Source organism: Dictyobacter vulcani (genome assembly GCF_008974265.1).
Lineage (GTDB): Bacteria > Chloroflexota > Ktedonobacteria > Ktedonobacterales > Ktedonobacteraceae > Dictyobacter > Dictyobacter vulcani.
In genome coordinates this window covers 2,643,611-2,662,846 of sequence record NZ_BKZW01000001.1, presented here as the reverse complement: position 1 = coordinate 2,662,846, position 19,236 = coordinate 2,643,611, and the positions used below count along the sequence as shown (strand labels likewise).

Genomic DNA, 19,236 nt, shown 5'->3' with positions numbered 1-19,236 from the left:
CTGAGGTCCAGGTTGGAGTGGATGGGAAACGTCAATCTGCTCCCGACTTTGCGCACACTTCATACAGCCAGGATTGTATTACGCTGGAATGAGGCGCTTTTGCAAGTAATTCGCACTACTCGACCGGCCGTCACAATTAGCGCACGCGCCCTGGCAGTGGTGAGTACGTGTATGTATGATGCCTGGTCCGCTTATGATGCGCTGGCGATCAGTACCTGCAGTGACAAGCGGCTACGTCGTCCTCTACATGAACACACACAGGCAAACAAAGAAGAAGCGATCAGCTATGCCGCCTATCGAGCCCTGCTGGCTCTTTTTCCAGATCAGGAGTTGCAGTTTCGTATCCTGATGGGTCAATTAGGATATTCCACCTTAAACCGGAGCGAGAAAGCAGACACGCCTGCTGGCATCGGCAATCTCATGGCTCGTCTGGTATTGGATGATCGACAGCAAGATGGCTCTAATCAGTCCGGAATGATCCACCAGGGTGCTTATGCAGACTATACCAACTATCAGCCCAAAAATACTCCGGATAGCATCAACGATCCAAATAGCTGGCAGCCCTTACGCATTCCACAGGCCGATAATACAGTGATCGTGCAGCGCTTTGTGACACCACATTGGGGACATGTGAAACCATTTGCGCTTTTTCATGGTTCATTGTTTCGCCCGGCCGTTCCACCAGCGACAGCATATAGCCCGCGCTATAGCAGGCAGGCCAATCAATTAGTAGATATCAGTGCCAGCCTGACTGATCGACAGAAAGTGATTGCAGAATACTGGGAGGATGGTCCTGCCGGCGAGCAGCCACCTGGCCACTGGTTTCTGATCGCGCACTATATCGTGCGTCGGGATATGTATGATTTAGATAGCGCCATCAAGCTTTTCTTCATCCTGGGAAATGCCTTGCTAGATGCCAGTATTGTGTGCTGGGATTGCAAGCGCGCGTATAATTCGGTTCGCCCGATCACAGCTATCCATTATCTCTATGCACAACGCCAGGTACGTGCCTGGGCTGGTCCATATCAGGGAACAAAACTTGTACGCGGTGTGGACTGGCAACCGTATCAATCCAAAGATGTTGTCACACCGGCCTTTCCTGAATATTGCTCAGCACACAGCACCTTTAGTGCCGCCAGTGCCACCATCCTGACCCTCTTTACCAGCAGCGATTATTTTGGAGGATCCTATACCCGGGCTGCGGGAACTTCAGCAATCGAACCCGGTAGCACACCAAAAAAGGACGTGACACTGCACTGGAAAACCTTTAGCGCGGCCGCTATTGAGTCCGGCATCTCGCGGATCTATGGGGGCATTCATTTTGAGCAGGGCGACTTTACCGGCAGGGCACTAGGGTGCGCCGTCGCGAAAATCGTGTGGGCGCAGGCACAAAGATATATTCATGGCAAGCACTGATCGATCTCCATAACGGCAAAGAAAATCTCTGCATCTTTGCCGTTATGGCGAGCCCTGCGCCTTAAACCGACGGCTTCTCCTCATCCTTTTTGGAGAAACCCAGCGCATGGTGCACGATGTAGAGGGGCCGTGCGCGTACCTCATCGTAGATACGGCCCAGATACTCGCCAATGATGCCCAGGAAAATGAGTTGAATTCCACCCAGGAACAGTACCAGGATCAGCGTTGAAGCCTGACCTTGAATCGCATGGGTCGTCAAACGTAGGATCGCGGCGATCACGATACCTACCAGGCTAATGGCTGCTAGAATAAAACCAAAAGTTGTGGCTAACTGCAGAGGAAGATGACTAAAACTGGTAATCGCATCCAGAGAAAAACTGATCATTTTCACCAGAGGATACTTTGATGAACCAGCATAACGCTCATGACGATTGTATAAAACTGCTTCCTGGCGGAAACCAACCCAGGCGGAAAGTCCACGCATAAAACGATGGTGCTCGCGCATCTGAATTAATGAATCCACCACATTCCGGTCCATCAAACGGAAATCCCCGACGTTACGCGGAATCTGTACGGATGTGATGCGATCAATCAGATAATAGAAAAGAGATGCCGTTAACAATTTAAATCTGGTCTCGCCAACCCGTGATGACCGCTGCGCATAGACAACTTCAGCGCCATCTTTCCAGCGTGTGATCAGTTCAGGAATAACTTCAGGGGGATCCTGGAGATCGGAATCAATCACCACCACCGCTTTACCCCGGGCATAATCCAGGCCGGCCGAGATCGCTATTTGATGTCCAAAATTGCGCGAGAAATCAATAATGCGTACACGTGGATCCGTCTCATGCAATTTTTGCATGACCTTAAAGGATGTATCGCGACTGCCATCATTGATCAAAATGAGTTCAAATGGTTCGTTTAACGCATCCATGACCTGGATGATACGTGCATAAAACTGTGGAAGGGTTTCTTCCTCATTAAAGACTGGAGCCACAATAGAATAAATCGGCTGTGCAAGAGCCTCGGCTATCCTATCTTGTTGTGGAGCAATCATTACACGTTCTCCTCTTCAGGCTGTTTCTCATGAGCCACCTTCATTTCTTGCTTGTCTTCAACCAAATAAAGTTGTTGCCCTGGCACAATACGCTGGTTTTGCTTTTTACGAAAAACCAATGTATTCATCGTAAAGAAGTTTACCAGAGAAGCAACACAAATGCCTAGTGCTGATGCCAGCAAAGCTGGAATAAATGCACGAGTTAGTAGAAACACACCTTGATTCAGTAAAGCGGTCAACAAAATTGAGCTATGAAAGCGCAGCCAGCGCGACCAGAAGACCTGTCTGGCTACTGCATCTGCAGTTGGCTGACGATCACGCCAGGTAAAGAAGAAGCTCAGCAAAAAGTTTACCTGGGCCGAAAACAAAAAAGCCACAATATTAGCCAGCGCCGTTTCCCAACCAGCCTTGATCAATAGGTCCAGCAAGCCCAACTGGATCACGCCAGCCAGACCACCCGTACAAATGAAACGCAAAGGCCGGGCCGCACGCGAAAAAAGTATATCGTTGAAGCTCTGCAACCATTGCTGCACTCTACTAGCAGTATGTAACATTCAACCCACCAACCATTTCTTTAGCTATTTTTATATATGAGCAATTCATTGTGCAGATGCACCCGAGCAATCATAAAGCTGATTATTCATACCCATCCCCATCGCGCCCAGACCACTGGAAGCTTGCTGGTCATTCGTTTTCCATTGTGCAGTAGGAACCACTTTACAGCTATGCTGGACCCAGGACATGATTTTGCCGTTACCGCCCATCATGCCGCCCATCATATTGCCTGGATTACCGCCACCCATTCTCTCAAGCATGTCTTTGAGCGCTGGCGGCAGATCCCTGGACAGCTCATTGCTATTAGCCGCTGGAAACATAAAGTAGCGAACTTCGCCGGCTGCGACTTTTTGTTGCAATTGCGGCAGGGTCAGAATGGGATCACTACCAATAAAGCCTCCCAATGCCATCACAGGTTCGCCAGTATCAATAATCAGTTGTTCCCCGGCCGTGGCGCTTTGTACCGCTACCAGATAACGACCTTTACCTTTGTTCGTCTGTAAGAATTGGACGGTCTTTGGATCGGTTTTTTCACCCCCCAAACTTTATTATTTCCTGACTAACTTTCAGGTGGGAGGCGGAGGCACGCTATGAAAGAACGACTCATGCTGCGTCATTCACAACTCACGATCACTGCAGTCAGGCGCTGGCTAGTAATCATTATCAGCTTAATAGCCCAGGCAACGCTGTTGATATTGCTGATCAGCAATGCACAGCAACTCAGCCATCCAGAGGTAACGCTGGCTCCCATTCAAGGCCAGCCCGGCGCATGTCAGGTGGTAAGCGTCACGCCTTTCAGCGAAGCCTGGACCAATAATGTACGTGTGGGTTCCGTCATACATCTGCTCAAGCCTCCCTTTGCGCCCGCGCCGGCCCCAAATTGTCAGTTAATCGGCAACGTACTGGCCACCAGTGGAACCAGTAATCTCCCATTTACCATCCATGCCGCCCAACCAGAACTAAATCCGCTGGATATCTTTATCACGGGCTTCCTGGCCATCATTTTTGCGCTGACGGGCAGCGCGATCTTCTAGCGATAGTACAGCCCAGTTAGAATGGCGTGACTATCTGTACGCTGGCTTAATGGCCGTAAGCTTCTGGCTCTTTCCATTTGTCTGGAATAAGCTACGCGATACCGGTGACCAGGTTTTCTATCACGATTTTTATCAATATAACTATGAGCTACGCCAGCTAAGTACAGCTTTAACCGGACTACGCGGACTCGATCAGATCAGTGCTTTTATCCTGCCGCAACTGGAACGGCTATTGAATGCCAATGAGGTCGCGCTATTTATTCGGGCCACTTCGCAGGATGAGATGCGCTATCTGGCTCATCGCGGATAATGGCTGCGGCTTCCGTCCGGGAGATCCAAGACAGGAAAGTCTGGGGCTTATCGGCATGTACGAGCGCATGGCAGGTATAGGCGGCACATTAACGGTGCGTAGCCAGCCAGGACATGGCACAGCCGTACGGGCCACATATACACCACCTCCAAGCCTCTCAACACATCATAAGGACGCCCTGGCGCTCAACAACCAACTGAAGGAGGAAGCACGATGAAAAGCAGCCACACTGTGACAATCCTACTGGCAGATGATCACGCCATGATGCGTGAAGGGACCCACAAATTGCTGGAAGAAGATCCCTCATTAAAAGTGATCGGTGAAGCCCGCAATGGAACCGAGGTCCTGGACTTCTGCCAGCACACACACCCCGACGTCGTGGTCCTGGATATCTCGATGAAAGGTATGAACGGCTTTGGAGCCGCCCAGGCCCTGCTCAAACAACCTGCACAGGCACCGGCTATCCTGATCCTCACAGGATATGATCAGATCGCCTATGTACAGGCCATGCTCAAATTCGGCGTCAAAGGCTACTGGCTCAAAAGTGCCAGCGGCAGTGAGATCCGGCAGGCCATCCACGATGTCGCACAGGGCAAGCGCAGCCTTGCACCCGAGATCCGCCAGTTGCTGGAAGAAGATAGTGAAACGCTGGCAGGACCCACCGAGCCGCTAACCAGTCGTGAGCAAGATGTGTTACGGCTCATCGTCCAGGGCCTGCGCAATAACGAGATCAGCAAACGCCTCAACATCTCAGTCAAAACCATCGAAACCCATCTCACCAGTCTCTACGGCAAACTCGGCGTACAGTCCCGCGCCGAAGCCATCGCCCTCGCCCAACGCCAGAGTCTGCTCCTCGAAGAACGCTAACCATCGGCGCAAACCGTCCGTGCATTGGAAGATGAGGCTGGCCTTATGTTATAGTAATCTGGCAACAGCAGAATAAATATTGCAGATCTTTCTCAATAAAGGATTGTTGACTCCATGGCAAAAAAAGTGCGCACACAGGCGATGCGGGCGCTGGATGCCCATAAGATTGCATATACGGTCCATCTATTTCCAGATACCATTCATAACGCGGAGGAAGTAGCGGCACAGATCGGATTGCCAGCGGCACAGGTCTTTAAGACGCTGGTAGTATTGCGCGAAAACGAACTGAATGCTCATGCCCTCCTGGTCATGGTGCCAGCTAAGCACGAATTAGATTTACGCCACTTCGCGCAACAGATCGGAGTCAAAGCAGTGAAGATGGCAGGTCATGATCAAGCCGAAAAGCTGACAGGACTCAAGGTTGGCGGCATCTCGGCCCTGGCCTTACTCAACCGTCCATTCGATGTCTACCTGGATGAGAGCGCCACGCGCTTTGAAGAGATCGCCATCAGCGCCGGCCAGCGCGGTGTCAATCTACAGCTCAAAGTCAGCGCCATCATCGAACTCACAGGCGCCCAAATGGTCAGCGTAACCCCCTTGTAGCGGCAGCCTTCACGGCTGCGACCTGTCGGCGTACCAACAAGCCACCACCACGCAACGGCACGCGCTTGCCGCTGCCCCCGTTCCACGTACGGACAAGCCACGTCATCACCCACGTGCCTGGGACCATCCCCATGACGTCCAACGTGCAGCGTGTGCCGATCGTACGTCGAGCAGGGGCAGCGGCAAGCGCTTCCGTTGCGAACCGGGAGTTCTTCATACGCGAAACAGATCGCAGGCGCCAGGCCTGCCGCTACGACGAGGCGGAGGGATTCCTTAGGTGATGGGGATTCTTGTAAACAGGTATTAATGGATTTTATTGATCATAGCAGGTAAATTAACTGCCTCAATACCCTACTGTATGCGCTGTGTCTGTGATACTCATCTATCACACTCAGGTTATCGTACGAAATACACTAAGGTGTTATGGATCTCCTTGTTGGCTACCTTTCTGAGCCTATACAACTGCCCAGGATTCCTCTTATTCTCATTTTTTCACTCCAGACAGCTTCAGCATGCATAAAAAAGCGGCTTGATACAGGATGAAATCTGATGACAAGTACCGTTCTGGCCGTTTATATCTGAAATATGCACATGCAATAAATAGGGATAATCAGGTCCATAATCGGGTAAAGTTCTGATGTCGAGAGGGCCAGGGCAGTGTCATACTATGCATGTAAATAAAAATAGTAGAAAAAAAAGCAACGAAGCAAAATTTGGACAATGCAAATAGATCCACGAAAGATTGTTACGATAAACAATAAGGAGCGCATCAGTGGATGCTTTAACACTTTCAAGATTACAATTTGGCAGCACGATTATCTATCATTTCCTGTTTGTTCCTCTGACGATAGGTCTGGCTTTGATTATCGCCATCATGGAAACAATCTATGTACGTACAGGAAATGACACCTATAAGCGTATGGCCCAGTTCTGGGGCAAACTTTTCCTGATCAATTTCGCGCTCGGCGTGGTGACTGGTATCGTGCAAGAATTCCAGTTCGGGATGAACTGGTCGACATATTCGCGCTTTATCGGCGATGTCTTTGGGGCCCCGCTGGCTATTGAAGCCTTGCTGGCCTTCTTCCTGGAATCAACGTTCCTGGGTATCTGGATCTTTGGTTGGGATAAACTATCGAAGAAGGTCCACCTCTTAGCGATCTGGTTGGTCGTACTGGCCTCAAATCTGTCAGCGTTCTGGATCCTGATCGCGAATGCTTTTATGCAGCAACCGGTCGGCTATGCCATACATAATGGCCGCGCTGAAATGACCAACTTTTTCGCACTATTAACCAATCCAACCCTGTGGGAACAGTTTCCCCATGTCTTCTTTGGAGCCGTCAGTACCGGCGCGTTCTTTGTCGTAGGTATCAGTGCATATCACTTTATTAAAAAGTCAAAGGATCGGGATTTCTTCCAGCGCTCGATGCGCATCGGCCTGGTGATGGCTTTGATTGGTAGTATCGCGGTTTCGCTCTTCGGTCACCTGGGTGGTCAGCATGTAGTACAGCAGCAGCCGATGAAGATGGCCGCCGCTGAAGCATTGTGGGACAGTGAGAGCCCGGCATCTTTCTCACTGTTTACCATCGGCGATCCCAGGAATATGAAAGATGTCTTTGCGATTAAAGTACCGTATGCCTTAAGCTTCCTGTCCTATAACAACTTCTCGGGCGAAGTTAAAGGTATTAAAGAACTGCAGGCTCAAGCAGTCAAAGAATACGGTCCTGGCAATTATGTCCCGCCAGTCGTGGTAATCTATTGGAGCTTCCGCGTGATGCTGGGTATGGGTGCGGTAATGGCGCTGTTAGCGCTGGCCGGACTGTTCTTGATGTGGAAGAAACGTCTGGAGCAAACAAGCTGGTTCCTGTGGTTACTGGTCGCAGGTATCGCGCTCCCCTATCTGGGCAATACTACTGGTTGGATGATGGCAGAGATCGGACGTCAGCCATGGCTGGTGAATGGTCTGCTGAAGACGGCTGATGGTGTCTCACCTTCCGTGAGCGCGGGCGTTATCCTCTTCTCGCTGATCACATTTATCGTCTTGTATGGCATGCTGGCAGCAATCGATGGTTTCCTGCTCTTCAAGTTTGCTCGTCAGGGTGTAGAGCCCGTGGCAGAGCATAGCGAGGAGAGTCAAGAAAAAGAACTGGTTGCGACTTACTAAGAAGAGGAAAAAGAAAATGGATCTACAAATACTCTGGATTACGCTCATCGTTATCCTCTTCACCGGTTTCTTCGTGTTGGAAGGCTTTGACTATGGTGTCGGTATTCTCTTGCCCTTTCTAGGCAAGAACGATACCGAGCGCCGTATGATTATCAACTCGATTGGTCCATTCTGGGATGGCAATGAGGTCTGGTTGATTGCGGCCGGTGGGGCGATGTTTGCGGCCTTCCCCAACTGGTATGCCACCATGTTCAGTGGTTTCTATCTTGAAATGTTTCTGGTCCTGCTGGCCTTGATCCTGCGTGGGGCGGCGATCGAGTTCCGCAGTCTGCAAGAGCATACGCGCTGGCGCTCGACCTGGGATGCCTTATTCTTCATTGGTAGCCTGCTGCCTGGATTTATCTGGGGCGTGATCGTGGCGAACCTGATCAATGGTGTGCCGATTGATGCAAAGATGAACTATGCAGGAAATCTGCTGACTCCCTTTACACCGTTTGCCTTACTCTTTGGACTGGCTGTGGTACTGCTGTTTGCCTTACACGGAGCCATCTTCCTGAGCCTGCGTATCGAGGGAGCTTTAATGCAGCGGGCCAGACAGGCCGCTCTACGCATCTGGTTTCCAACTATGGCGGTGCTCATGCTGATCGCAGGCTTTGGCTTTAGCGACTCTCCGGTCGTACGTCGCCTGTTGCTGGATATCAGACTGATGCCATTGGACTACGTGATCCTGGCGGTCCTACTCTCGATTCCCTTCCTGCTGCGACGGCAGCGCAGCGGCTGGGCCTTTATCATGACCATCGCCACCATTATCCTGGCGGCCGTGGCCATTGGTTTCAGCGCCTTCCCGAATATCATGGTCTCCACGCTGCATCCAGCCTGGAACCTGACAATCAGGAACGCATCCTCCAGTCCCTATACCCTGACTGTGATGAGCTGGCTGGCCCTAACGATTGTGCCAATCGTGCTGCTCTATCAGGGCTGGAACTACTGGGTCTTTAAGCAACGTATTCAAGCCCATAAAATCGGCCACTACTAATATCAATGTAACCTGTATCCCTGATATAATGAATGAGACGTTCGTTTTATCAGGGATATACGCTTTCCTCATCTGCCATCCCTGGCATTGAGGAACCTCAAATAAAGCTAACCGCAAAAGTTTGTCGCTGCGATCAGGAGCGGTTCTTATGCAAATCAATAAACGCCTGTTACAATATGTCAAAACCATGCGCATCTATGTAGTGATTGTGGGTGCGCTCAGTTTCTTGACCGCCATGTTTATTATCTTCCAATCCCACTATATCGCTGCTATCATCAACGCCGTTTTTCTGCAGAAGCAAGCCCTGGCCCAGGTCACAACTGCCCTGATTATTTTGCTGTGCCTCCTGCTGGGTCGAGCCGCCGTGATCTGGGGCAATGATATCGCCACCAATTTTGTCGCCGGTACGGTCAAGAGTGAGCTACGCTTACGCCTCTTTCGCCAATTGCTCAAACTCGGACCGATGTATGTGCGTGGTGAGCGCAGTGGTGAGATTGCCAATACCAGTACTGAAGCCGTGGAAGCGCTGGACGCCTATTTCAATCAGTTCTTTCCACAGGTCTGCGCAACCATCATCATTCCTACCGCGATCCTGATCGCGGTCTTCGCCACCGATCTGCTTTCAGGGATTATACTGCTGGTGACCTGGCCGATTCTGCCAGTGTTTATGATCCTGATCGGCTTACAGGCCAACGCCATGACCGAGCGGCGCTGGCGACAGATGAGCCATCTCAGCGCGCATTTTTTGGATGTACTGCAAGGGATGACCACCCTGAAACTCTTTGGTCGCAACAAGGCTCAGCAGGAAACGATCCGTAATATGAGCAATCGCTATGGCGACACCACCATGGCGGTCCTGCGTGTGGCATTTCTATCATCCTTTGTAATGGAGATGGGCTCGACAATCAGCAATGCCGTGATCGCGGTAGAGATTGGCCTGCGACTCCTCTATGGCAACATTCCTTTTGAGCAGGCCTTCTTTGTCTTGTTATTGACACCAGAATTTTATCAGCCGCTACGCAACCTGGGCACACAATTCCATGCCAGCATGAATAGTGCGGCCGGTGCCCAGCGCATCTTTGATATTCTGGAGATACCAGTAAAGGGACAGGCACAACCTACTATTCCGGAAAAACCAGCCACGCTGGAACAGACGCTGACGATTGAGGATGTGCATTATGCCTATCCAACCGGCGATGATAACCGCCAGGAGGCGCTGAAAGGCGTCTCATTGACGATACAGCGGGGACAAAAGGTGGCGCTGGTAGGAAAGAGTGGCGCGGGCAAGAGTACGCTGGCCAATCTGCTGCTGCGCTTTATTGAACCCGATCAGGGAGCGATCAAGGCCGATGGTCAGGATATTCTGAGCTTTAAGGATACAGCCTGGCGTAGCCTGGTAGCCTGGCAGCCACAGCGTCCATATCTATTCAATACCACGGTCGCGGATAATATTCGTTTAGGTCGGCCTGAGGCCAGCATGGAGGAAGTGGTTGAGGCGGCCCGCAGCGCTAACCTGGACGAGTTTATTGCCACGCTACCACAGGGATATGAAACATCCATCGGTGAGCGCGGCACCCGACTGAGTGGTGGACAGCTACAGCGCTTAAGTCTGGCCCGCGCCCTGTTAAAGCAGAGTCCTTTGCTGCTGCTGGATGAGGCAACATCAACATTGGATGCCGAGAGCGAGGCGCAGGTGTTGCGCACGATTGACCGGATCGCACCGGAACATTTTGTGCTGATTATCGCGCATCGACTGCATACAATCAGTCGCGCCGACCGTATCGTGGTGCTGGATCATGGTCAGGTCATCGCCAGTGGCACCCATCAGGAACTGCTGGAACAATCACCGGTCTATCAAGAGCTGATCAAGGCGTATGAAGAAGAGGAGGCCGTGGCATGAGCTCACCGTTACGACGCTTACTACAACTGGCCTGGCCGATTCGCAACTGGATGCTACTGGCGGCCTTGCTGGGTTCCCTGACAATCATCAGCGGCATTGGCCTCCTGACCACCTCGGCCTATCTGATCTCGATGGCAGCCCTGCATCCCGATGTCTCGGCGTTAAGTATCGCCATCGTGGGGGTCCGCTTCTTCGGTATCGCACGTGGTAGTTTCCGCTATCTGGAACGCCTGGTCTCGCACCGCGCAACCTTTCGCTTGCTGGCCAATCTACGCGTCTGGTTTTATAGCGCCCTGGAACCACTAATGCCAGCGCGTCTGCTGGTACAAAAAGATGGCCAGCAGCACGAATTGCGCAGTGGCGATCTGCTGCGGCGTGCCGTCTCGGATATTGATACCCTACAGAACTTTTATATCCGCGTACTGGCACCACCACTGGTAGCCCTGGTGATCGGCGTACTGATGTGGATCTTCTTTGGCGCATTTGGGATTGTCTTTGGACTGATCTTTATCGCCTTTTACCTGCTATCCAGCGTGGGTATTCCCTGGCTGGCCCATCTGCTCGGCCAGCGCGTCAGCCGCGAAATGGTCAGCACGCAGGCCGAACTGGAATCCCAACTGGTGGATAGTGTACAGGGCATCGCCGACCTGATCGCCTTCGGTCAGCAGGAACGCCAGGCTCAATCGATTGAGCGCATGAATAAGAAGCTACAGAAGCTACAGATGACCGCGGCCTATGTCAGTGGCATGCAGGGCACACTCACCAACCTGCTCATGAACCTGACCGCCTGGACCATGCTGCTGGTGGCAATTCCTTATGTCTATCGCGGCGAATTAAGCGGCATCATCCTGGCAGTTCTGGTTCTGGGAGCGCTGGCCAGCTTTGAGGGCGTCTTACCACTGGCAAGCTCCTTTCAACAGCTGGGTGGTAGCCTGGAGGCCGCGCGACGCCTGTTCGAGATCGTTGACGCCAGACCAGCCGTACAGAATCCAACCACGCCTTCTCCCACTCCACAAGATCACAGCATACAGGTAAAGGACCTGAGTTTTCGCTATGAGGAAAGCGAGCCCTATGTCTTGCGCGATGTGAGCTTTACCCTGCCACGGGGAAAATGCCTGATGATTGTTGGACCCAGCGGCTCCGGCAAATCCACCCTGGCCAACCTGCTGCTACGCTTCTGGGACTATCAGGAGGGCACAATGACACTGGGCGGCCAGCCACTACAGGCATATCAACAGGATGATCTGTATCAACAGATGAGTGTGGTGGAACAGGATACCCACCTCTTTAATACCACGATCCGCGAGAATCTCATGATTGCACGTAAGCAAGCCAGTGAAGAGGAGATGATCGAGGCGGCCAGGAAAGCACAGTTACATGACTTTGTGCTCAGCCTGCCCGAAGGCTATGATACAGCAGTAGGAGAACAGGGGCTCCGACTGAGCGGTGGCGAGCGGCAGCGCGTCGCCATTGCCCGCGCTTTTCTCAAGAATACACCGATACTACTCCTGGATGAGCCCACAGTTAATCTGGATGCCATCACTGAACGCGCAGTCCTGGATGCAATCAAGGCCTTGCGCCAGCAGCGCACCACGATTATGGTCACTCATCGACTGGCTGAAATGGAAATGGCGGATGAGATTCTGGTGCTCCACCACGGCCGCATTGTAGAGCGTGGGACGCACGCCTCGTTGCTACAAAGCGAAGGACTCTACTGGCGCATGTGGCAACAGCAGCGGGCCAGAACCGTAGAAGCTGTGTAATTCACATTGATGTTAAATGCTCAAGAGAGGTGAAAAAGGTAGGTTCGAGGCTTGTGGTCGATTGGTTTCCTCTCCTAATCGACCGCAAGAGTCGAACCTACTTTTCTCGATCCTTACATATTCAGGATTATTGAGCGTTGGGAGCGTCTAAAATCAGACGCCGGGCTTTGGAAACCAGTTCATCGCGTCTGGTGACATACTCTGCCGTGACAACCTGTCCAACCTCTAGCTTCGACAAAAAATCAATGCCCTCATAGCAAATCTGCACTAATTGATTATATAAATCTTCTGTATACGATTGTAGCTCTGCCTGCATGACGACCGATGTCGATAACTCAGATAATGGCTTGAGTTGCTGGTGAATTTCCTCAACAAGTTGTCTGACGGTTTTGTCCTCCATCGCGTGCCTCCGAAATAGAATACTAAACACTTATTACATTATGAGCGTATACTACGCTATGAATAGTATGCAGGCCAGATTAAGATCTATAGAATGAATACATTCGCATAATACCATATAACTAGCTGGAATTCGCTGCGCGTATTACCTTTTTAGTTATCTTTCTAATATTGCGAAGAACTTACAAATCTGTCCAACCAATAATTGAGAGCAGTTCATTTTTGCTCGCATTCGCTACAATGTGATTTTTAGCGCCTGCGAATGCTCCCACCACAAGCTTTGCATCACCAGATTGTTGGGTTTTAGCGGCCTTCAGAACGTAGTAGAGGCCATTGCGGGAGACATTGGCCCAGCTATCGCGAGTATATTCATTTAAGGTCAACCAATTGTGGTCGGACTCCAATGCATAGAGTAGACGCGGGGCCTGCTTACCAGTGCTATCAATCCACCATAAGCCATTGGGGCTGGTAGCTTGAGGAGAAATGGCCAGAGAGACAGCCAGCAATTGCTGGTCAGCACTACGTAATTGGATCAGCGCCAGCACCTGATCCACCAAAACAGGATCCGCCGTTCCCTGACGACTAATCGTACTCGGTCCCATCTGAGCAGGACCACAGTTTGAGCAATCTACGGGTTGACCAGCGCAATGGCTACTATACAGCGTAGCTCGAGGTCCGGGAGCATAATCAGTGCAGCCTGTGGCATCAGGATTACTGGTAAGCTGGTGCAGGTCTTCTGGCTTTGAGGTTTGGGTTGATAAAATGGTAGCCTGATAGAGATTGCGATCAGTGGTGGTCCCCTGAAGATAAATATGCTGTGGATCAGGCCAGCCGATAAACTGATATGGTTTAGACAGCACAAACGCGGTAGTGAGTACGCCATTTGCCAGCAAGAGCTGGTCAAAGTGGGTACCATTCTGGACCGAGAAAAGCAAACGGGCACCGTCTTTATCGGCAGAGGGAGACCAGTGGAGATCTTTAATCGCCGGGTTTGCCAGATTGGCCGAAGGATAGCAGTAGAGCGTTTGTAACAATTGTCCATCGACACGCATGAGCTGCAATTGACTGTTATAAGCAAATTCCGAGACAAAAACAATCCATTCACCATCGGGAGAGAGTTGGGCCGTATCAATGCTTGCGCCTGGTAAGCCAGCGAGGGTACTCTTCTGTTCTGTCTGCATATCGTAACGTATAAAGGCATCGGTGGAATTGTGTCCAGAGTGCGTAGATGACTTGAGCAAATAGAACATACTCTGATGGCGCGGAGTCGTTTTGCTCGTGGTCAGCGGCGTTAAAACAGCCGGACGCGCCATACCATTTTTTGGACAGACAGTCGAGACCGAAGTATGTCCAGCGGCTGGCGTCGTCCCGGCATGGAGTCCATCCTGGCCTGGCATGAGTATAGGCCAGCTCCAGAGGATAGCCAGCGGTATCAGGGCCAGGAGAAGCAAGAAAAAGACACCAGAAACCACACGTCCAGTAGAAGAGCCAGCGCCCGGCTGACCAGCGGCATAGCGAGCAATCGTAGCTGGCAAAACCGCCGTACTCCATTGTGACTGCTTGAGTTGCGGAGAAGTGGCCGGACGAGGAACACTGCCAGAGGCACGCACAGGTTTACGTGTCACGGTTCGATCAGCTTCAGCTTCAGCCGAAAAAACATGGGCTGGTTCTGGTTGCGGTAAATCGGTAGGAGTGGGCAAAGGCGATGACTGACTGGAATCATCGGCCAGAATCACCTGCATCAACGCATATAGAAAATCAAGAGGACGCTGGTAGCGCTGCTCAGCATCCTTGTCCAGCGCACGAAGCACCACCGCCTCCAAATCTGCGGAAACCTCTGGATTCTGCAGACTTAGCGAGCAGGGCTGCTCATAGAGATGCATCGTCATGACCCGAATAGCAGTATCCGCCACAAATGGTACATTGCCCGTTAATAATTCATATAACACCACACCCATACTGTAGATATCACTGGCTGGCACCGCCCTGCCCTGGATCTGTTCAGGAGACATATACTGCGGAGTCCCCATAATACTGTTGGTATGGGTCTCAAAAGCCGACAGGGCATCAGCATTGCCTTCCTCGGTCAACACTTTGACCAGACCAAAATCCGACAGGACCAGCGATTGATCGGCTTTAAATAACATATTATCGGGCTTGATATCGCGGTGGATCAGGCCACGATCATGGGCATATTGTAAAGCGCGCAAAACAGGAGCCAGCAATTCCAGTGCATCATGGGGAGCAAGAGGAGGCTGTCCCTGTAAAAAATTGCGTAATGAACCGGACGCAAGATAGGGCATCGCAAAATAAGCCATGCCGTTGTAGCGTCCATACTCATAGACCGTTAAAATATTGGGATGCTCAAGCTGAGCAACGATCTGTGCCTCACGCTCAAAGCGCCGCAGAAAAGTATCCTGCTCATCATTCCTGGCCTTAAAGACCTTGAGCGCAACCTCACGATTTAAATAACTATCCCTGGCCAGGAAGACCGTTGCCATCCCCCCACGACCAATCAACCTTGTGATCCGATAATGCCCCAGACTCTGGCCGACCATTTGACCCCATGCAATCCACTCCGTTCTATGATCGAGCATAACCCATTCCAACACCACGTCCCTAATCTCATAGAGATGGCAAACAGACCTACGGTGGAAAAACACGCGTCTACCTTCACACGCTGGCTACGATGATGCCTCGCCGCAAAATACAATACATCGTATCCCCCCTTTAAATAGTAGCATGACTTTCAAGTACAAGCAATATTTTATAGGAGTAGATGATGAGAGTAGTTAGATATATGGGTAGTATACTCTATAGTTTATATTGCTTTTGCTGGTAGATGGTAATGGATTAAAATTTCATTTATGCTATGATAAACAATGTTTCAAAGAAGGATAGCTTCGAATGCTTGATTGGAAGGAATTGTTAAAAAATGAATGAGAGCGCTTCATCAGAAATTGATGAACAAGCGATAGAGGTACCACAGGTACCTGAGCCACGATACCAGCGAAGACAAGGCTGGTGGTGGGACAGGCTACTGCTCGTGCTGCTAATCCTGCTCGTGTGCGCAGGCTTTGTATTGACGATACTGCTGCAAGCGCAGAATGTCCAGACCATGAGCCAGCAAACGCAAAATACACAGATACACATAGCCTCCGAACAGCAACAGGAAGCGGTGCTGCAAAACTATCTCAATAAGCTCACCGATCTACTGGTACATGACCAGTTGTTGAAGATGCGCAATCGGGCTGATCCCCCGAAAATAGCGGCCGATGCCCTGACCCTGGACACATTTAGCCGCGTAAATCCAGAACGAAAAGCCGAACTTATGCGTTTCATTTATCATACGAAGGTTATTAGCAATGATAGTACCATCTTGGATATGCAGGACGTCGATGTCAGCAAGGCCACAATGGGCAACATCGATCTGCAGGACACTAATCTGCTCGGAGCAAATATCAGCGGGGCGGATCTTCATGGGGCGAATATGAGCGATACGCTGCTAACATTTACCAATCTCTCACAGACGAATCTGACCAGAGCCAACTTCCAGGGCAGCGATATGCACAACACCAATCTCACCGGAGCCGATCTAGCAGGGGCCAATTTACGGGACGCCACAGGGCTGACCCAGACCCAACTTTCGTCTGTCAAATCACTGGCTGGCGCCACCATGCCAGATGGTAGTGTCCATCGCTAGGAGCCGCGAAGAGCTCAATTTTTGTCGATCGACTTCATCCATAGTTCATATTTATCTGATACTATAGTAGGTAGTCTATAAAAATAGAGAGGAAGAAACGCCGTCCCTGTGCCACAACAAAGCACGCATGGTGCTGATTCAGCATCTTGTCAGGCGCGTTCGCCCATCAGTTTGTCATCAGCTCTACGAAGGAGTTTTGCGTGCGTATCTTAGTCGTTGAAGATCATCCTACGTTAGGACCCGATCTCAAACGGGGTTTGGAAAAACAGCGCTATAACGTTGACCTTGCAGCCACAGGTACCAAAGCCCTGACCCTTGCCACTACCAATACCTATAATCTTTTTATCCTGGATGTCTTATTGCCTGGAATCAGTGGTTGGGAGCTTTGTCGGCAATTACGTGAGCGACAAGTCACGGCCCCGATTCTCTTCCTCACAGCGTTGAATAAGGTAGACCAGCGCATCAAAGGATTAGACATGGGTGCGGACGATTATCTGAGCAAACCTTTTGCGTTTCAGGAACTTGAAGCACGCGTCCGAGCGCTACTGCGGCGGGATAGCGCCCCTCAGGCTCCTGTACTACGCTTTATGGATATCTCAATGGATACCCGCAATCACGAAGTCAGGCGCGGTGAACGTATCCTGATCTTATCCAGTAAAGAATATGCCTTACTGGACTTTTTACTGCGCCATCCACGCCATGTCTTGAGCCGTACGACGATTGCCGAACACGTCTGGGATTATGATGCAGATCACTTATCGAATGTTATAGATGTATATATTCGTTATCTACGTACAAAATTATGTGCAGAGGGGGAGCCGGATGTCATTCATACGGTACGTGGCTCTGGTTATCAGTTAAAGGAGCCGCAGCAATGAAACAACTAAAACGGCCAGTATTAAAATTGCCTGCCCGACCATGGTGGCCCCTTGGTATCCGTTTACAGTTGACGCTCTGGTTCACCTGTGTCTTCGCGATACTCCTGTTTGGGGCCAGCGCTTTCCTCTATCAACATTTACAAACCTCACTGGCGCGCAGCCTGGATAGCACACTACAAAGCCGGGCCGAACAAATCGCCGGAGAGATTTATCTGCAAGATAACCACATACAAATGCACGAATCCGTAGGGGATCTTCCTGGATTTGACCAGCAAGCAAACAACAATACGGCTCCCCCCCATAGCGTCAATGATAATATTCTGGTAAGTATTTTTGATCAAGATGGTAAACCCTACCGCTCTACTCCAGCGTTTCGGACACTCAATGTGCCTGCTAATAGTGTCGCGCAGACATTAAAGGGAGATCCCTGGGAAGATACAGTTAAAAGTCGAGATGGTACCCAGGATGCTCGTATCTATAGCCGGACCATTATCAAAAACGGGCATCTGGTTGGCGTCGTACAGGTCGGCCAATTTTTAGATGAGCTACAACTGATGCTGCGACACGTGGCCAATGAATTATTGGTGATGGGCGTAGTTGTACTCCTTTTCAGCGCGCTGGGCAGTTACTGGTTGGCCTCACGCGCTTTTGCCCCCATCCATAACCTGATTCGCACCGCCCGATCCATTAAAGAAGGTGACCTGCATCAACGCGTACCTGTGCCCAAAGCACGCGATGAAGTATATTTTCTAGCAGTAACCCTGAACGAAATGATCGAGAGTTTAGAAGCGGTTTTCTCACGGCAGCGCCGCTTTGTAGCGGATGCCTCCCATGAACTCCGCACCCCCGTCGCCGTTATCCGTAGTACAACCGATGTCGCCTTACTGCATGCCAGCACCCAGGAAGAATATATTGGCGTCCTACGCAACGTCAATCTGGAATCTGAACGCCTCGGTCGCTTAATCAATGATCTGCTGGCCCTGGCCCGTGGTGATGAAGGTCAGACCAAACTGGAACTTGAGCCCGTCCGCCTGGATCAGTTGGCAGATGTCGTGGCGGCCAACGCCGATATGCTGGCGGAAGAGCGCCATATCACGATTTATCGCGACCAGTTACAACCCACCATGATCATGGGCGACGAGACGCGACTAATCCAGATGGTCATGAATTTGTTGGATAACGCGATTGCCTATACCAATGCCGGTGGCTGCATCCGGCTGAGTGTCATCAACAACTCTAAACAAGCCATCCTCACCGTACAGGACACCGGTATCGGCATCGACGCCGAGCATCTACCGCATATCTTTGAGCGCTTTTACCGTGCTGATCAAGCGCGTATTCGCGATGGTGGCGGCAGCAGTGGACTCGGACTGGCGATCGTAGAATGGACGGTCAATGCGCATCAAGGCAGCATCAGTGTGGATAGCCAGCCAGGCAAAGGCAGTACCTTTACCATCACCTTACCAACCACTCCTGACATCCAGCCCAAAGAGCGCCTGACCGCAGCCGCGAAATCCGGCTCTAGCACAAGCTCTCCCAGACATATCTGGTAGG

Annotated in this window: 18 protein-coding genes; 12 read left to right on the top strand and 6 right to left on the bottom strand. The window is 51.1% G+C overall.

Annotated elements, in window-relative coordinates; all coding sequences use genetic code 11:
- The first annotated feature begins 21 nt into the window (after nucleotides 1-21).
- On the top strand, nucleotides 22-1,416 hold the full coding sequence (locus tag KDW_RS11160; RefSeq protein WP_162005139.1) for a vanadium-dependent haloperoxidase: 1,395 nt from the start codon (nucleotides 22-24) through the stop codon (nucleotides 1,414-1,416).
- Between the two features lie 61 nt (nucleotides 1,417-1,477).
- On the opposite strand, the gene KDW_RS11155 is transcribed toward KDW_RS11160, so the two are convergent.
- The 3 genes from KDW_RS11155 to KDW_RS11145 are packed head-to-tail and all read right to left on the bottom strand — an operon-like array spanning nucleotide 1,478 to nucleotide 3,570.
- The gene (locus KDW_RS11155; protein ID WP_151756016.1) at nucleotides 1,478-2,473 is read right to left on the bottom strand and encodes a glycosyltransferase family 2 protein; all 996 of its coding nucleotides are present in this window, start codon (nucleotides 2,471-2,473) and stop codon (nucleotides 1,478-1,480) included.
- The gene (locus tag KDW_RS11150; protein ID WP_151756015.1) at nucleotides 2,473-3,027 is read right to left on the bottom strand and encodes a GtrA family protein; all 555 of its coding nucleotides are present in this window, start codon (nucleotides 3,025-3,027) and stop codon (nucleotides 2,473-2,475) included. The genes KDW_RS11155 and KDW_RS11150 overlap by 1 nt, the downstream gene beginning before the upstream one ends.
- 45 nt (nucleotides 3,028-3,072) lie before the next feature.
- Nucleotides 3,073-3,570 carry a mannosyltransferase YkcB-related protein gene (locus KDW_RS11145; RefSeq protein ID WP_151756014.1) on the bottom strand — a complete coding sequence of 166 codons (498 nt, stop codon included), beginning with the start codon at nucleotides 3,568-3,570 and terminating at the stop codon, nucleotides 3,073-3,075.
- Nucleotides 3,571-3,618: 48 nt separating this feature from the next.
- On the opposite strand from KDW_RS11145, the gene KDW_RS11140 reads away from it, so the two are divergent.
- The 4 genes from KDW_RS11140 (at nucleotide 3,619) to KDW_RS11120 (ending at nucleotide 5,842) form a co-directional block, all read left to right on the top strand.
- Entirely contained in the window at nucleotides 3,619-4,062 is a 444-nt protein-coding gene (locus KDW_RS11140) for a hypothetical protein (protein WP_151756013.1), read from the top strand.
- 49 nt (nucleotides 4,063-4,111) lie between these two features.
- Nucleotides 4,112-4,372 (top strand): hypothetical protein, encoded by a 261-nt coding sequence (locus tag KDW_RS11135; protein WP_151756012.1) that lies wholly within the window; start codon nucleotides 4,112-4,114, stop codon nucleotides 4,370-4,372.
- Between the two features lie 213 nt (nucleotides 4,373-4,585).
- Nucleotides 4,586-5,239: a response regulator gene (locus KDW_RS11125; protein WP_151756010.1), complete on the top strand. Its 654-nt coding sequence runs from the start codon at nucleotides 4,586-4,588 to the stop codon at nucleotides 5,237-5,239.
- 114 nt (nucleotides 5,240-5,353) lie between these two features.
- Nucleotides 5,354-5,842 (top strand): YbaK/EbsC family protein, encoded by a 489-nt coding sequence (locus KDW_RS11120; RefSeq protein WP_151756009.1) that lies wholly within the window; start codon nucleotides 5,354-5,356, stop codon nucleotides 5,840-5,842.
- On the opposite strand, the gene KDW_RS34900 is transcribed toward KDW_RS11120, so the two are convergent.
- On the bottom strand, nucleotides 5,823-5,948 hold the full coding sequence (locus tag KDW_RS34900; protein ID WP_269822438.1) for a hypothetical protein: 126 nt from the start codon (nucleotides 5,946-5,948) through the stop codon (nucleotides 5,823-5,825). The two genes, KDW_RS11120 and KDW_RS34900, sit on opposite strands and share 20 nt — an antisense overlap.
- Before the next feature lie 666 nt (nucleotides 5,949-6,614).
- Between KDW_RS34900 and KDW_RS11110 the strand changes: the two genes are divergently transcribed.
- The 4 genes from KDW_RS11110 to cydC all read left to right on the top strand — a co-directional run bounded on the left by KDW_RS11110 (nucleotide 6,615) and on the right by cydC (nucleotide 12,702).
- The gene (locus KDW_RS11110; RefSeq protein WP_151756007.1) at nucleotides 6,615-8,003 is read left to right on the top strand and encodes a cytochrome ubiquinol oxidase subunit I; all 1,389 of its coding nucleotides are present in this window, start codon (nucleotides 6,615-6,617) and stop codon (nucleotides 8,001-8,003) included.
- 16 nt (nucleotides 8,004-8,019) lie between these two features.
- Complete coding sequence (gene cydB / locus KDW_RS11105; protein WP_151756006.1) at nucleotides 8,020-9,039, top strand: cytochrome d ubiquinol oxidase subunit II; 1,020 nt, start codon at nucleotides 8,020-8,022, stop codon at nucleotides 9,037-9,039.
- Between the two features lie 148 nt (nucleotides 9,040-9,187).
- Complete coding sequence (gene cydD, locus KDW_RS11100) at nucleotides 9,188-10,939, top strand: thiol reductant ABC exporter subunit CydD (protein WP_151756005.1); 1,752 nt, start codon at nucleotides 9,188-9,190, stop codon at nucleotides 10,937-10,939.
- Entirely contained in the window at nucleotides 10,936-12,702 is a 1,767-nt protein-coding gene (cydC, locus tag KDW_RS11095) for a thiol reductant ABC exporter subunit CydC (protein WP_151756004.1), read from the top strand. Before cydD ends, cydC begins: the two co-directional genes overlap by 4 nt.
- A gap of 127 nt (nucleotides 12,703-12,829) precedes the next feature.
- On the opposite strand, the gene KDW_RS11090 is transcribed toward cydC, so the two are convergent.
- The gene (locus tag KDW_RS11090) at nucleotides 12,830-13,102 is read right to left on the bottom strand and encodes a hypothetical protein (protein ID WP_151756003.1); all 273 of its coding nucleotides are present in this window, start codon (nucleotides 13,100-13,102) and stop codon (nucleotides 12,830-12,832) included.
- A gap of 181 nt (nucleotides 13,103-13,283) precedes the next feature.
- The gene (locus KDW_RS11085) at nucleotides 13,284-15,698 is read right to left on the bottom strand and encodes a serine/threonine-protein kinase (protein WP_151756002.1); all 2,415 of its coding nucleotides are present in this window, start codon (nucleotides 15,696-15,698) and stop codon (nucleotides 13,284-13,286) included.
- A gap of 338 nt (nucleotides 15,699-16,036) precedes the next feature.
- Here KDW_RS11085 and KDW_RS11080 point away from each other — a divergent pair, with 338 nt between their 5' ends.
- The 3 genes from KDW_RS11080 to KDW_RS11070 all read left to right on the top strand — a co-directional run bounded on the left by KDW_RS11080 (nucleotide 16,037) and on the right by KDW_RS11070 (nucleotide 19,235).
- A complete protein-coding gene (locus KDW_RS11080) occupies nucleotides 16,037-16,804 on the top strand; it encodes a pentapeptide repeat-containing protein (RefSeq protein ID WP_151756001.1) in 768 nt (255 codons plus the stop codon).
- A gap of 200 nt (nucleotides 16,805-17,004) precedes the next feature.
- On the top strand, nucleotides 17,005-17,682 hold the full coding sequence (locus KDW_RS11075; RefSeq protein WP_151756000.1) for a response regulator transcription factor: 678 nt from the start codon (nucleotides 17,005-17,007) through the stop codon (nucleotides 17,680-17,682).
- Nucleotides 17,679-19,235 (top strand): sensor histidine kinase, encoded by a 1,557-nt coding sequence (locus tag KDW_RS11070; protein ID WP_162005138.1) that lies wholly within the window; start codon nucleotides 17,679-17,681, stop codon nucleotides 19,233-19,235. The genes KDW_RS11075 and KDW_RS11070 overlap by 4 nt, the downstream gene beginning before the upstream one ends.
- Nucleotide 19,236 lies beyond the last annotated feature (1 nt).

Excerpts from the sequence above, each read along its gene's own strand:
- KDW_RS11160 (WP_162005139.1), top strand. The coding sequence starts at position 22 with ATGGGAAACGTCAATCTGCTCCCGACTTTGCGCACACTTCATACAGCC.
- KDW_RS11155 (WP_151756016.1), bottom strand. The coding sequence starts at position 2,473 with ATGATTGCTCCACAACAAGATAGGATAGCCGAGGCTCTTGCACAGCCG.
- KDW_RS11150 (WP_151756015.1), bottom strand. The coding sequence starts at position 3,027 with ATGTTACATACTGCTAGTAGAGTGCAGCAATGGTTGCAGAGCTTCAAC.
- KDW_RS11140 (WP_151756013.1), top strand. The coding sequence starts at position 3,619 with ATGAAAGAACGACTCATGCTGCGTCATTCACAACTCACGATCACTGCA.
- KDW_RS11135 (WP_151756012.1), top strand. The coding sequence starts at position 4,112 with ATGGCCGTAAGCTTCTGGCTCTTTCCATTTGTCTGGAATAAGCTACGC.
- KDW_RS11125 (WP_151756010.1), top strand. The coding sequence starts at position 4,586 with ATGAAAAGCAGCCACACTGTGACAATCCTACTGGCAGATGATCACGCC.
- KDW_RS11120 (WP_151756009.1), top strand. The coding sequence starts at position 5,354 with ATGGCAAAAAAAGTGCGCACACAGGCGATGCGGGCGCTGGATGCCCAT.
- KDW_RS34900 (WP_269822438.1), bottom strand. The coding sequence starts at position 5,948 with ATGACGTGGCTTGTCCGTACGTGGAACGGGGGCAGCGGCAAGCGCGTG.
- cydB (WP_151756006.1), top strand. The coding sequence starts at position 8,020 with ATGGATCTACAAATACTCTGGATTACGCTCATCGTTATCCTCTTCACC.
- cydD (WP_151756005.1), top strand. The coding sequence starts at position 9,188 with ATGCAAATCAATAAACGCCTGTTACAATATGTCAAAACCATGCGCATC.
- cydC (WP_151756004.1), top strand. The coding sequence starts at position 10,936 with ATGAGCTCACCGTTACGACGCTTACTACAACTGGCCTGGCCGATTCGC.
- KDW_RS11090 (WP_151756003.1), bottom strand. The coding sequence starts at position 13,102 with ATGGAGGACAAAACCGTCAGACAACTTGTTGAGGAAATTCACCAGCAA.
- KDW_RS11085 (WP_151756002.1), bottom strand. The coding sequence starts at position 15,698 with ATGCTCGATCATAGAACGGAGTGGATTGCATGGGGTCAAATGGTCGGC.
- KDW_RS11080 (WP_151756001.1), top strand. The coding sequence starts at position 16,037 with ATGAATGAGAGCGCTTCATCAGAAATTGATGAACAAGCGATAGAGGTA.
- KDW_RS11070 (WP_162005138.1), top strand. The coding sequence starts at position 17,679 with ATGAAACAACTAAAACGGCCAGTATTAAAATTGCCTGCCCGACCATGG.